Source organism: Qipengyuania profundimaris, assembly GCF_030717945.1.
Lineage (GTDB): Bacteria > Pseudomonadota > Alphaproteobacteria > Sphingomonadales > Sphingomonadaceae > Qipengyuania > Qipengyuania profundimaris.
Genome location: NZ_JAVAIM010000001.1, coordinates 2,372,210 through 2,385,265, shown reverse-complemented (window position 1 = coordinate 2,385,265; position 13,056 = coordinate 2,372,210). Strand labels below are relative to the sequence as shown.

Sequence of the window (13,056 nt, the reverse complement as noted above, 5' to 3'; positions counted from 1 at the left end):
GGCTCAAGCAGCACTGAAACCCGCCATCTGCTCCGCATGATCGTGGTGCGGGTCATCATGCGACTTTTCCCGTTCTTTGCGCATTGCCCCGACAGCCTCGGGTGTCAGTTCGATGTCGAGTGCACGGTAGGCTGTACCGATCGCGGATCGCCAATCGGAGTTCAGTGCAGCGAAGTCGATTGTCGCCAGCAGACCGGAAAAGTTTCGGAGATCGTGCTCCATCGCAGCCTCGCGGTGCGAAATTTTCTCCTGCCACATGGCGGTGAGCCACTGCAGGTCATGGTGGTCGGACTGAAACGCCATCTGGCTGGCAGTCATCGAAACGCTGCTTTCCAGGATATCTTCCTTCGGGCGCCGGCAAAGCACCAGACGCGCATCCGGGAATTGTGCGAGCAGCACTCCCAGATCTTCGGCGAATTGCGGGCACTTGAGGACGCGAGGGCGGTTGGCTTCCTGCATCACGTGGGCATCGGTACGCAGGATACGCGCGAATTCGCGGTAGACGGGCCCTGCGTCCCGCGCGCTACTGAATGCCACGAAAGAAGGGATTTGCCATTGAGCCTCGAACGTAGCCGGTGACAGGGCCGCTGCAAGCCACCCGATTTCCTCATCGGTCCGCAACGCTCCGAAGGGATGGACGGTGTCGAGCCAGGGATTGATACGCCTGGCGACGGCGAGAGCGGCGCGAGCCTTGATGGGCCGCAAGTCGGGCGTTGCGGGAACAGGATCGTGGCTGTTGCAGAAACGCGTGCCCGAATGGCGCGGATCGGCGGCGAGCAGGCGCTGGACCCGCGTGGTGCCGCTGCGCATCTGGCCGACCACGAGGATCGGCGGCGCGATCTCGCGCTCGGCCATGCCCGGGTTCTCGTTCCAGAACCGGCCGAGGGCATGGCGCTTGCGAATGGCAGCGGTGATCTGGCCATAGGCCATCGTATGGCCGAGGGGATTGAGCGACGCCTCTTCGTTGAGCGCGACGCACAGCGCCTCCAGCCGGTCCCGGAAATCGGCGACGTCTTCCGCGCTACGGATAGAATGCTCGTCCTCCGCCGAAAAACCGTCCGAGCCGACGCTCCACAGATAGTCCGGTTCCAGCGGCGGGCGCTTCGTCAGCCCGTGCTGCCACATCGTGGCGAAAGCCCGGCTTGCCAGCTCGGATGCCTTCGAGCGCGCGAAAGGATGCGGACGGGGCGGGGCGGTCATTAGCCGCTACGTCTCGCATTGAAGCGCGCGATGACAATACGCGCGACCAGCACGAAGAGCAGCACGCCACCGACAACAAGCAACGTCTCCGTCATGCTCGCCTCGGAATGTCGGCCTTCGATGTCGTTCGCATTGCTGGCGACGATGACGAGACCGATGGCGGCCAGTGCGTAGAATATGAAAGAGCGACCCATCGGGCGCACACTATCCGTCCGCACAGGCATATCAAGCGCGCTCTCGCATACGCTGCACATAATCGGCCAGGACGCGCGGATAGAGCTGGTGTTCGGCGACCCGCACGCGATCGGCGAGCCTTTCAGGGGTATCGGTAGGCCAGATCGCCACTTCGATCCTCCCGAGGGCCTCGCCCGCGTCGAGATCTTCGGTCACGAGGTGCACCGTGGCGCCGGCATGGCTATCGCCGGCCGCGATGGCGCGGGCGTGGGTGTCGAGACCGGGATACTTCGGCAGTAGCGAGGGGTGGATGTTGAGCATCCGTCCCTTCCAACGCTTCACGAATTGCGGCGTGAGGATGCGCATGTAACCTGCCAGTACGATCAATTCCGCACCCGCATCTCTCGCAGCGGCTTCCATCTCGCTATCGTGATCGCCGCGGGACATCCCCTTGTGCGACAGGGCATAGGTCGGGACGCCTTCGGCCTCGGCTAGCACCAGCGCTTCGGCCGCCGGATCGTTCGACGCGACGAGGCAAATCTCATAAGGGCAAACCGGCTGACGGCTGGCGTAGAGCAGCGCGGCCATATTGGTGCCCTTGCCGGACACGAAGACTGCGACGGGCACCTTCGTGGCCGCCGTGTCAGGCATTATGCGTTGCCGACCAATCTTCGCGCGCCGCCCAGGTCCCGGCGCTACCGCGGACGGTACAGCCTTTCGCGCCCTCGACGATGCGGCCGACCGGCAAAACCGTTTCACCCGCACTCTCAAGCCGTGTGCGCACGATTTCCGCGTTCGCAGGTTCGACCGCCAGCACCATGCCGACGCCGCAGTTGAAGGTGCGCGCCATCTCCGCAGGCTCGATATTACCCTGTGCCTGCAGGAAGGCCATCAGCCCCGGTTGCTCCCACCCGTCGGCATCGACCTCGGCATGGGCGCCGGAGGGCAGCACGCGTGGAATATTTTCGAGCAAGCCGCCGCCGGTGATGTGCGCCATGGCATCGATCAGCCCCGCTCGCGCCAGTGGCAGCAGGCGCTGAACGTAGATGCGCGTCGGTTCGATCAGCGTATCGACCAGCAGGCGATCGCGGTCGAAGAGGGCGGGGCGATCCAGCTTCCAGCCCTTGTCCGCAGCAAGGCGGCGGACCAGCGAAAAGCCATTCGAGTGCACGCCCGAACTTGCAAGTCCGAGCAATATGTGGCCGGGAGCAACACGCTCCCCCGTCAGTTGTTCGCCGCGTTCGACCGCGCCCACACAGAAGCCGGCGAGATCGTAATCGCCCGCTGCATACATGCCTGGCATCTCGGCGGTCTCGCCGCCGATCAACGCGCAGCCGGCCTGCTTGCAGCCATCGGCGATGCCCGCGATCACGCGTTCGGCGACTCCGTTCTCCAGTTTGCCGGTGGCGAAATAGTCGAGGAAGAACAGCGGCTCCGCGCCCTGCACGATCAGATCGTTGACGCACATGGCGACAAGATCGATGCCGACCGTGTCGTGTCGCCCGGTGTCGATCGCGAGTTTCAGTTTGGTGCCGACGCCGTCGTTGCCTGCGACCAGCAGCGGATCCTTGTATCCGGCAGCCTTGGGATCGAAAAAACCGCCGAATCCGCCGATCTCGCCGTCTGCACCGGGACGCATTGTCGCCTTGACCAACGGGCCGATGGCTTTCACCAGCGCATTGCCCGCCTCGATCGAGACGCCCGCCTGTTCATAGGTATAGGACGTGGCTTTTTTGCCGGGTTCATCGCTCATGCCACCCGCCTTACGCATTCGCGCTTGGATTTCCAGATTCCTTTCGGCAAAAGGCCCGCTGTTTCCCCGATGGATTACGCCATTCCCCTCCGAACCGCGTCGCGACGCACTTGGCTGCTGCTGCTGGCCGGCATCGTCGTGCTTGCCGGACTGGGCGCGATCGCCTGGGCACAGGTCGGTGGCGAGCGCGGCATCGCGGCCATCGCCGCCTCGAGCGATATCGAAGTGTCCGGCATCGAAGTCGACGTAAGCGCCGACACGGGCGAAGAGGCGCGCGAGGAAGCTTGGGTAGAGGCGGCCAAGCTCGCCTGGGAAAAGATCGAAGGGCCATCGCTGCCCGACTCCCAGATCAATTCGCTCGTCTCCGCCATCGTGATCGAGCGCGAGCGGCTCGGGCCAAAGCGCTATATTGCGACGCTCGGCGTGATCTTCGATCGCCAGCGCGCGTCGCGCTATCTCGGCGCGGAAGGGGCGGCTTCGCGCTCGGCCCCGATGCTGCTGGTACCCGTGACCGTCTCGGCCGGCACCAATCTCGTCTACGAGCGCGTCAATCCCTGGCAGCGGGCGTGGGCGCAATATCAGGCGGGCGCGAGCCGGATCGACTACGTCCGACCGGTCGGATCGGGCGGCGATTCGCTGCTCGTCACCTATGGGCAGACGGGGCGCCGTAGCCGCGTTTGGTGGCGCAATGTGCTCGACCAGTTCGGAGCCGCCGATGTGCTGACACCGGTCGCGCGACTGCGGTACACTTATCCCGGCGGCCCTGTGGAGGGCACTTTCACCGCACGATACGGGCCGGACAACATTTATCTCGACAGCTTCACTATGACCGCCGAGACGCCTGAGCAGCTGCCCGCCATGCTGGACCGTGCAGTGGTGCGCTTCGACAGCGTTTTCACGCGAGCACTGGCGGACGGAAGGCTGCGGCCAGATCCCACGCTCAACCTCGGGTCGCCCGATTCCGATCCGGCTATCCAGCGCCTGATCGAGCTTGGCCGCGCCCTCATCGCCCAGGATCGCGCGAATCGTGAACAGGCAACCCAGCGCGGAAGCAACGAAGAGGCGACCAGCGAGAGCGGCGATGCCATCACTGCCGCGCCGATCCGCACGCCGCCGCCGGAAGGCTCGGTCGCGCTCTACACGGTGCAGGTCGCGACGCCCGATGCGGCAAGCTTCGACAGCGCGCTGGCCGGCATTCGCGGGGCGAACGGCGTTCGCAGCACCGGGGTGCGCAGCACGGCCATCGGCGGCACCACGGTCGTGACCGTCAGCTTCGGCGGGTCGATCGGCGAATTGGCAGATGCGCTGCGCGCCCGTGGCTTCACCGTCCAGCAGGGCAGCAACGCGCTTTCGATCAGTCGCTGAGGGCGCGGGGGGCATGTCCCAGATCGCTCTCCCGCTGGCGCCGGTGCATAGCGGCGATCCGCCATCGATCGTGATCGGCAGCGGCAACCGGGCGGTTGCCGAAGCCTTGCAGGCACCGGAGAACTGGCCCTTCCGCAGTGCTGTCCTGTTAGGTCCTTCGCGGTCCGGCAAATCGCTGCTGGCCAAGTGGTTCGTCGATGCCGGGCTCGGAGGGGCGATCGACGGGGCCGATGCACAGGACGAAACCACGTTGTTCCACCGCTGGAACCGCGCACAGGAGGATGGCACGCCGCTCTTGCTGGTCTTGAACGGCGAGCAGTGGAACATCGACCTTCCGGACCTCCAGACCCGGATGCGCGCCTCGCTGCAGCTCGAAATCGGGCCGCCAGACGATGCCATGGCGGCCGACCTCATCCTCTCGCACGCTACCCAGCGCGGGCTGGCTCTGGGCGAGGGCGCGCCCGCTTATCTCGTCCCGCGATTGGAGCGAAGCCATGCTGCAATCGAGCGCGTCGTTGCCGAAATCGACCGGCTCAGCCTTGAACGCAAGGTGCCCGCGACCCTATCTGTCTGGCGTGACGCGCTGGAAGCAGTGCAGGGTCCGGAGCAGGGTCGCTTGCTTTAGAGCGCAGCCGGTGGGAGAATACGCGCATGTTTGAACGGCTTGTCGCCTATCTCGACAGCATCAAGGCCCGCGATCCCGCGCCGCGTAGCCGCTGGGAAATCCTCACCTATCCGGGCGTCTGGGCGCTGTTCTATCACCGCATCGCGCACTGGCTGTTCGAAGCCGAGCTGTTCTTCCTCGCCCGGCTGGTCAATCACTGGAGCCGGATGGTGACTGGGATCGACATTCATCCGGGCGCGAAGATCGGGAAGAACTTTTTCCTCGACCACGGCTTCTCGGTGATCGGTGAGACGGCAGAGATCGGCGACAACGTGACCATGTACCAGCACGTGACTTTGGGCGGAACGAACCCGACCAATGGGGTCGGCGGCAAGCGCCACCCGACAATCGAGGACGATGTGATTCTCGGCTCGGGCGCGCAGGTGATCGGGCCTGTGACGGTTGGACGCCGCGCCAGGATCGGGGCGAATGCCGTCGTGACCGACGAAGTGCCCGAGGGCGCGACGATGATCGGCCTGAAGGCGCGCAGCACGCTGGTTCCTGCGGAGGAGTGGATGAAGGAGTTCGTGCCCTACGGCACGCCTTGCGAGGATGCCGAGGGCAACCGGATCGACTGCATCGAGAAGCTGGAGAGCGAACTGCGCTCAATGCGTGAGGAAATCGCCGCCCTGCGCGCCGAGCGCGAACCCCAGCGCCGCAGCGGAACCGCCGATTGATGAGCGCTGCCAGCGGCACGGTCGTCGCTTTTCCCGGACGCAGGCCCAACCAGATCGGCTTCGCGCGCGAAGAGCTGATGCGCATCCTCGATCTCTACGGGCGCATGGTCGCCGCTGGCGAGTGGCGCGACTATGCGATGGACTTCACCAAGGACACCGCGACCTTCGCCGCCTTTCGCCGGACCGCTGAACGACCGCAGGCGCGGATCGAAAAGCGGCCCGCGCTACGCAATCGGCAGGGTATGTGGACCCTGTTCGGCGAGCATGGCCAGGTGCTGAAGCGCGGGCACGAGCTCGCCGGTGTGATTGCCCCGGTGGAGCGACGGCTGCTCAAGGCCGTCGACGACTAGGCAGTCAGGCTGTCGCCGGCAGGCGCGTCCGCATGTCTCCCGGCAGGCTGCCGACCACGGCGGCGCGGATCGGCGTCCACAGCGCGCTCAGCGTCAGCAGGGCGGAGCCGATCACCAGGGCGGTCAGCGCGAAATTGAGCTCCACAGCGCCGAATTCACGGAACAGGAAGGTCAGCGCGATCAGCACATAGGCCAGTGCCGACACTAGCAATGCACGGCGATCGACCGCCAGCGCGACCAGCCCGAACACGACATACACCGCGATCACGGCAAAAGCCGCGCCAAGGCCGATGTTGTCGCCGTCAGTCACGCCAATCAGCGCGAAGACCGGATGGGCGATCATGGGCGCGGCCAGCAGGTGCAGCCAGAAGGCGACGTCGCTGCGACGGGTAGACCGCGCCGTATCGCTCATGTCCCAGCGCATGGCGAATGCGAAGATGACGAGACCAACGATGAAGACTACCGAGAGGACGACCGTCTCCAGATTGTCGCTACTGGGCCCGATCGCCGCGACCAGCAGGAGCACGGCGGTTCCGGCGACAGCGGCGGTCATGGCGGCGACGGTGATCGGCACCATGAACCGCTTCCAGTGCAGCCATGAAGCGCCTGCGGTGACCAGCGCGGCAACCGCGAGCAGGATTACGCCGATGGTCTCGCTCGTCGTGCTGCCGCCGTTGAAGAACGACATGATAACGCCCGCCTGCGTCACCATCACTCCTATCGCGAAGGCGAGGAGAAGAATGATGCTCGGCAGGGCCATGCGGCGCTTCAGAGTAAAGAACTCGGCCAGCAGCCAGGCGGTCGCCGCTACGAAGGCTGCGGCGAGGGCGGTGCTAATCCCTTGCGCAAGATCGCGCTGGGCGCGCGTGTCGGCATACCAGTTGGGGTCCCATTCGGTACCATCGTAATAGGGAGCCGGATAAATCGCCCCCGCGACAGCCTGACTGATCGCGCCGACGGCCAGCAGCATGATCACCACGCCGATCGATACGAAAATGTCGTTAAAGCCGGTGATCAGCCGGAAATGCTCGGCGTCCGCCGGGACCGCATCGCGGGAAGCGGCGACATGCGTGCGCAGCGCGTCGGCCGCTTCGGCGCTCAAGGCACCTGCCGCGACAGCCGAGTTGATGTCTTCCTGACTGTACAAAAGCCTATGCTCCCCTGTTTCGGGGAACATAGGCTCTAGTGTATTACCAAGTCAATACGGCGGGTCAGCCCCGCGCGCTGCTCGGGCCGGTGCCGGTGACTTTCTGCATCGCGGTCAGGATCGCGCCCGACTGTTCGGAACCGCTCTGCGGCGCCTTCAGGTTGGAGAACTCGCTGATCTTGTCCCAATTGGCGGCGAAGCCCTCGACCGTGCGCTCTTCGTCCTTCAGCCAGACGGCATCGTTCATGACGGTCCAAGCGCTGTGGAAGCCGCCGGCTCCCGCGCCAACGATGGCATTGGTCGGCGCATCTTCGCTGACGAGAAAGAGCGCGGCGGGGACCACGTTCACCGGATCGAACAACTTGAACGCTTCCTCGGGGAAGAGGTCTTCGGTCATGCGTGTGCCGGCAACCGGCGAAATCGTGTTGACCTTGATGTTGTACTTCGCGCCTTCGAGTTGGAGCGTCTTGGTGAGGCCTGCGAGACCGAGCTTGGCCGCGCCATAATTCGCCTGGCCGAAATTGCCGAACAGGCCGGTCGAGGAGGCGGTCATCAAGATGCGGCCATAGGCCTGCTCGCGCATGGTTTCCCACACGGCCTTCGACACATTGGCCGAGCCGTTGAGGTGCACGTCGACGACGAATTCGAAATCCTGCATCGTCATTTTGGCGAAGGTCTTGTCGCGCAGCACGCCCGCATTGTTGATGACGATATGCACGCCGCCCCACTTCTGCTTGGCGTCGGCGACCATCTTTTCCATCTGCTCGAATTCGGTGACGCTGCCGCCGTTCGACATCGCTTCGCCGCCGGCCTTCTCGATTTCCTCGACCACCTGCAGCGCCATGTCCGAATGGCCGGTGCCGTCGCGCGAGCCGCCGAGATCGTTGACGACGACCTTCGCGCCGCGACGGGCGAGTTCCAGCGCATATTCGCGGCCCAGACCGCCGCCGGCGCCGGTGACGATGGCGACCTTGTCCTTGAAATCGATGCTCATGGGATGGCTCCTGCTGTTTTTCGTTTACGTAAAGGTCAATTGTGCGGTGCGGCGTGGCACTTTTGCCTTGGGCTTGCAACCGTATGCGCGGTGCTCCGCCGTGCCGTAGGGGCAGGGCGAGAACGGCTGGCGGGTCAGAGGCGTTCCAGCGCAGCGACCAGTTCGGCCAGCGAATCGATCTCCGCATCGGCGCCCAATTGTCCGCGCGGTTTGTCGCAATAGCCGTAGCGGGCCCCGATCACCGGAACGCCGGCCCCGCGCGCCGCTTTCACATCGTAGCTGCTGTCGCCGACGAAGGCGAATGTACCCCCGCCGCCGCGCTGCCGTGCTTCGATCAGCGGATCGGGCATGGGCTTGGCGCGGTGAGTGCCGTGCTCGTCCTTGCCCAGGCTGTTGCCGCCGATGATCGCGTAGAAATGGTCGGCCAGTCCGAGCGTCGTGAGAATCTGCTGAGCAAATTCCTCGAACTTGTTCGTAACCAGCGAGAGCTTCACGCCGCGATCCGCCAGCGCCGCCAGCGTGTCCTCGGCATGCGGATAGGGGCGGGTGTGCACGGCGTTGTGCTCGGAATAATAGGTCAGCATCTGCTTGTAGAGCCTGCGAAACTCGTCGTCCGGCATGCCGCCCTGCGCATCGACCGCCTGCTTCAGCATGATCTTCGCGCCGCCGCCGATGAGGTCGCTTGCACTATCCGCAGGCACCGGATCGAACCCGCCCAGTTCCAGGGCGTGATTCACGGCCGCGCCCAAATCGCGGTGGCTTTCGACCAGCGTGCCATCGAGGTCGAAACCGACGATATCGAAAGGGAAATCGCTCATGCGCAATCGCGTGGCGGATGGTTCTTCAAACCGCAAGCAATTGGTGGCATGGGCGAGGCCATGAGCCAATCGACAGACTTCGCCGCCGTCATCCTCGCCGCGGGCAAGGGCACGCGCATGAAAAGCAGCCTGCACAAGGTCTTGCACCCGATCGCCGGGCGCCCGATGTTGATGCATCTGCTCGACAGTTTCGCGCAATTGGAGCTGAAGCGCACCGTCGTGGTGGTCGGCGACAAGCGCGAACAGCTCGATGCAGCCCTGGCGAACCGCGACGTCAGCACGACCCTGCAGGATCCTCAGCTCGGAACGGCCCATGCAGCATTGCAGGCACGCGAGGCGCTCGACGGTTTCAGCGGCAATATTCTCGTGTGCTTCGGTGATTGTCCGATGGTGAAGGCGGAGACCGTCCGCAAGCTCGCAGCCGCGCTGGAGGGTGGCGCGAAGGTCGCCGTGCTCGGCTTCCGGCCCGAAGATCCACTGCAATACGGTCGCATCATCGCGGATGAGGGCGGCGCGGTATCCAAAATGGTCGAGTTCAAGGATGCCAGCGAAGCCGAGCGTGCCTGCGACCTCTGCAATTCGGGGCTGATCGTCGCTCATTCGGACGATATGTGGCCGCTGCTCGACGCGGTCGGCAACGACAACGCGCAGGGCGAATACTACCTGCCCGACGTCGCCACCAACGCGATTGCGCGCGGCGACAAGGTGGTGGTCGTGGAGACCGAGGCGAACGAGGTCGCCGGGATCAACAGCCGCGCCGAACTCGCCGCCGCAGAGGCGCAGTGGCAGACCGAACAGCGCGAGCACTGGATGGCCGAGGGCGTGACCCTGCGTGCCCCGGAGACGGTATTCTTCAGCTACGATACCGAGCTGGCTGCAGATGTGACCATCGACCCCAATGTGGTTTTCGGCCCCGGCGTCACTGTGGCAAGCGGGGCGCATATCAAGAGCTTCAGCCATATCGAGGGCGCGACCATCGGCGAAGGTGCGCAGGTCGGCCCTTACGCCCGTCTGCGGCCCGGCGCGGTGATGGAAAAGGGCAGCTTCGTCGGGAATTTCGTCGAGATGAAGAAAGCGACCCTGGGCGAAGGGGCGAAGGCAAGTCACCTTACATACCTCGGCGATGCGGAAGTCGGCGCGGGCGCGAATATCGGCGCAGGCACGATCACCTGCAATTACGATGGCTATTTCAAATACAAGACCGTGATCGGGGAGCGGGCTTTCATCGGCTCCAACAGCGCGCTGATCGCGCCGGTCACTATCGGCCCCGACGCCATCGTGGCGGCAGGAAGCGCAGTGAGCCGCGACGTGGGTGCCGGCGACTTGCGCATGGTCCGCGCCGAGCAGGTGGTGAAGCCCGGCTGGGCCGACCGTTTTCACGACACGATGAAGAAGAAAAAGGCGGCCGGGAAGAAGTGAGCGTGCTATCGCGGGAATGAGTGCTGTGGCAGAGGCTTGCTGGCTATGCGATCGTCCGCTCGGTCGCCGCGTGCAGCAGCATCACACGGTGCCCAAATCGAAAAAGGGCAGGACAACCGTATCGGTCCACCCGATCTGCCACCGCGCGATCCATGCGAACTTCACCAACGCCGAGCTTGCCCGTATCGGAGAGGATCGCACCGCATTGCTGGAGCGCGATGCGCTTAGGAAGTTCGCAGAGTGGGTCGCAGACAAACCGCCCGACTTTCACGCGCCGACCCGCTCACGGCGCTGATACGGCAAGGGCGACCCATCTCTGGGCCGCCCCTCTGGTTTGTTTCATATCCGAACTCAGCCGCCGGTCTGTTCGTCGTCCGCCAGCTGCTGGAGCAGGTAGACATATTGCAGCGCCTGCAATTGCGCGCGCTGTTCGTTGTCCACGCCGCCCGAGTGGCCGCCGGTCATTTCTTCATAGTAATAATACGGCTGGCCGAGCGACTTGAGCTTCGCCGCACCCTTGCGGGCATGGGCCGGATGCGTGCGGTCGTCGGCGGTCGAAGCCCAGAGGAAGGGGGTGGGATAGTCCACGCCCTCGACGATCTTCTGGTAGGGCGAATAGCCTTCGATCCACTCACGCTGTTCGGGAATGCGCGGATCGCCATATTCGCCGATCCACGAGGCACCGCGGCCGATCAGGTGATAGCGCAGCATGTCGAACAGCGGAATCTGGACGATCGCCGCGTCGAAAAGGTCGGGGCGCTGGGTGAAGGCCGTGCCGACCAGCAGGCCGCCTTGCGAGCCGCCCTGGATGCCGAGGTGATCGGGGCTGGTGATCCCGCGCGCGACCGCATCCTCGGCGATGGCGATGAAATCGTCCCAGGTGCGCTGCTTGTTCTCGCGAATGGCGCTCTGGTGCCAGCCGGGGCCGAATTCGCCCCCGCCGCGCATGTTGCCGAGGATGTAGACCCCGCCGCGTTCCAGCCACATCTTGCCGGTCGTGCCGAGATAGGCAGGTAGGCGCGGGACCTGGAAGCCCCCATAGCCGGTCAGCAGCGTGGGGTTCGTCCCGTCGAGCGTCGCGCCCGCAGGCTTGACGACGAAGTATGGAATCTTCGTGCCGTCCTTGCTCGTCGCCTCGAACTGCTCGACCTCCATGCCCTCGCTGTCGAAATAGGCGGGTGAGGTCTTGAGCACTTCCATCGTGCCCGCTTCGCCATCGAGGTAGTAGAGGCTCGACGGGTTGAGGAAGTCGGTAACCGTGAACATCACCTCGTCGCGCTCGTCGGAGGAGGCGTTGATCCCGATCGTCGCGTTTTCGGGCAGGTCGACTGCGTTCCGAACCCACTCGCCATCGGCATAGTCCAGCTTCATCACCTTGCCGCGCACGTTGTCGAGCAGGGTGACGTAGAGGCTGTCCGAGGTAATCGTTGCTCCTTGCTTGGTCTGGCGATCCTCGGGCGCCCACACGAGCGTTTTCGTCGCGCCGTTCGGGTCGGCCTTGAACGCTTCCAGATCGACCGCGATCAGCGAGTCGGCCGGGAATGTCTGCCCCTGCGTTTTCCAATCCACATCGGTCGAGAACAGCAGTTGGTCGTCGACGATCCCATAGGGAGATGCCTTCAGTGGGATGTCGAGACGCACCCACTCGCCGTCTTTCTGGAAGTAGTGCTCGGTCTCGTGGAAGCTGACCGCGCGGAAAGCGGTGTATCCGTGGACCACGGCATCGCCGTCGCGCAACAGGCTCGCGCCGGACCAGACGTCGCTCTGCTCGCCGCGGAAGATTTCCGGTGCATCCTCGATTGAAGTGCCGCGTTTCCAGACGCGTGTGCTGAGGGGATATTCGCTATCGGTGAGCGAACCCTCGCCGAAATCGCGGCTGACGAGCAAGGTATCTTCGTTGAGCCACTGAATGCCGCCCTGGCTTTCGTTCTCGAGCACGAAACCGCCTTCGACGAAACTCTTAGTCGCCATGTCGAATTCGCGCAGGATGGTCGCGTCCTTGCCGCCGTCGCTCAGCGCGATCATGCACATGTTCTGGGCCGGGGGCAGGCAGGTCGAGCCCTTGTAGACCCACTCCTTGCCTTCCGCTTCGGCCAGCGCATCGACATCGAGCACGGTTTCCCACTCCGGACTGTCGGTGCGGTAGCTTTCCAGCGTGGTGCGACGGACGAGGCCGCGCGGGTTTTCCTTGTCCTGCCAGAAATTGTAAAGTCCGTCCGGACGGATCGAGACATAGGGGATCTTGTCCTCGCTGTCGTAGATCGCCAGTGCCTCGGCTTTAAGCGTCTCGAAGCGCGGATCGCTGGCGAGCGCAGCCATGGTCAGCTCGTTCTCGGCGCGCACCCAGTCGAGCGCTTCGTCGCTGCGGGCCTCTTCCAGCCAGATGTGCGGATCGTCTTCGGGGCCGGGCACGCCGTCCTGTGCAGCGGCGGGGGTGGTGGTTGCAAGCGTCATGGCTGCGGCCATGGCCAGCGTGGATACGAGTTTCAAGTGCA

14 protein-coding genes are annotated in these 13,056 nt (G+C 64.4%); 6 read left to right on the top strand and 8 right to left on the bottom strand.

The genetic code is table 11. The features are described from left to right. Positions 1-3: 3 nt before the first annotated feature. From Q9K02_RS11780 to purM, 4 genes are read right to left on the bottom strand one after another with little or no spacing between them, the layout of a single operon-like run. Positions 4-1,200 carry a sulfotransferase family protein gene (locus tag Q9K02_RS11780; RefSeq protein WP_305933066.1) on the bottom strand — a complete coding sequence of 399 codons (1,197 nt, stop codon included), beginning with the start codon at positions 1,198-1,200 and terminating at the stop codon, positions 4-6. Next, positions 1,200-1,394 (bottom strand): hypothetical protein, encoded by a 195-nt coding sequence (locus tag Q9K02_RS11775; protein WP_278328143.1) that lies wholly within the window; start codon positions 1,392-1,394, stop codon positions 1,200-1,202. The genes Q9K02_RS11780 and Q9K02_RS11775 overlap by 1 nt, the downstream gene beginning before the upstream one ends. 31 nt (positions 1,395-1,425) lie before the next feature. Next, positions 1,426-2,025, bottom strand: a complete 600-nt coding sequence (purN, locus tag Q9K02_RS11770) for a phosphoribosylglycinamide formyltransferase (RefSeq protein WP_305933065.1) — start codon at positions 2,023-2,025, stop codon at positions 1,426-1,428. After that, positions 2,018-3,127 carry a phosphoribosylformylglycinamidine cyclo-ligase gene (gene purM / locus Q9K02_RS11765; protein ID WP_305933064.1) on the bottom strand — a complete coding sequence of 370 codons (1,110 nt, stop codon included), beginning with the start codon at positions 3,125-3,127 and terminating at the stop codon, positions 2,018-2,020. The genes purN and purM overlap by 8 nt, the downstream gene beginning before the upstream one ends. Before the next feature lie 69 nt (positions 3,128-3,196). Between purM and Q9K02_RS11760 the strand changes: the two genes are divergently transcribed. The 4 genes from Q9K02_RS11760 to Q9K02_RS11745 are packed head-to-tail and all read left to right on the top strand — an operon-like array spanning position 3,197 to position 6,183. Next, complete coding sequence (locus Q9K02_RS11760) at positions 3,197-4,492, top strand: heavy-metal-associated domain-containing protein (protein WP_305933063.1); 1,296 nt, start codon at positions 3,197-3,199, stop codon at positions 4,490-4,492. A gap of 13 nt (positions 4,493-4,505) precedes the next feature. Beyond that, positions 4,506-5,117, top strand: a complete 612-nt coding sequence (locus Q9K02_RS11755; protein ID WP_305933062.1) for a P-loop NTPase family protein — start codon at positions 4,506-4,508, stop codon at positions 5,115-5,117. A gap of 26 nt (positions 5,118-5,143) precedes the next feature. Then, positions 5,144-5,833 (top strand): serine O-acetyltransferase EpsC, encoded by a 690-nt coding sequence (epsC, locus tag Q9K02_RS11750; RefSeq protein ID WP_305933061.1) that lies wholly within the window; start codon positions 5,144-5,146, stop codon positions 5,831-5,833. Then, positions 5,833-6,183 carry a DUF2794 domain-containing protein gene (locus Q9K02_RS11745; protein WP_305933060.1) on the top strand — a complete coding sequence of 117 codons (351 nt, stop codon included), beginning with the start codon at positions 5,833-5,835 and terminating at the stop codon, positions 6,181-6,183. Before epsC ends, Q9K02_RS11745 begins: the two co-directional genes overlap by 1 nt. Positions 6,184-6,187: 4 nt before the next feature. On the opposite strand, the gene Q9K02_RS11740 is transcribed toward Q9K02_RS11745, so the two are convergent. From Q9K02_RS11740 to Q9K02_RS11730, 3 genes are all read right to left on the bottom strand, one after another. Continuing rightward, positions 6,188-7,330 (bottom strand): hypothetical protein, encoded by a 1,143-nt coding sequence (locus Q9K02_RS11740; protein WP_305933059.1) that lies wholly within the window; start codon positions 7,328-7,330, stop codon positions 6,188-6,190. Between the two features lie 64 nt (positions 7,331-7,394). Further along, on the bottom strand, positions 7,395-8,324 hold the full coding sequence (locus tag Q9K02_RS11735; protein ID WP_305933058.1) for an SDR family NAD(P)-dependent oxidoreductase: 930 nt from the start codon (positions 8,322-8,324) through the stop codon (positions 7,395-7,397). Between the two features lie 134 nt (positions 8,325-8,458). Next, on the bottom strand, positions 8,459-9,142 hold the full coding sequence (locus Q9K02_RS11730; protein ID WP_305933057.1) for an HAD hydrolase-like protein: 684 nt from the start codon (positions 9,140-9,142) through the stop codon (positions 8,459-8,461). Positions 9,143-9,202: 60 nt separating this feature from the next. Between Q9K02_RS11730 and glmU the strand changes: the two genes are divergently transcribed. Continuing rightward, positions 9,203-10,561 (top strand): bifunctional UDP-N-acetylglucosamine diphosphorylase/glucosamine-1-phosphate N-acetyltransferase GlmU, encoded by a 1,359-nt coding sequence (gene glmU, locus Q9K02_RS11725; protein WP_305933056.1) that lies wholly within the window; start codon positions 9,203-9,205, stop codon positions 10,559-10,561. A 16-nt stretch (positions 10,562-10,577) separates the two neighbouring features. Continuing rightward, complete coding sequence (locus tag Q9K02_RS11720) at positions 10,578-10,856, top strand: HNH endonuclease (RefSeq protein ID WP_305933055.1); 279 nt, start codon at positions 10,578-10,580, stop codon at positions 10,854-10,856. Between the two features lie 56 nt (positions 10,857-10,912). On the opposite strand, the gene Q9K02_RS11715 is transcribed toward Q9K02_RS11720, so the two are convergent. Further along, positions 10,913-13,051, bottom strand: a complete 2,139-nt coding sequence (locus tag Q9K02_RS11715; protein ID WP_340310184.1) for a prolyl oligopeptidase family serine peptidase — start codon at positions 13,049-13,051, stop codon at positions 10,913-10,915. Between the last annotated feature and the right edge of the window lie 5 nt (positions 13,052-13,056).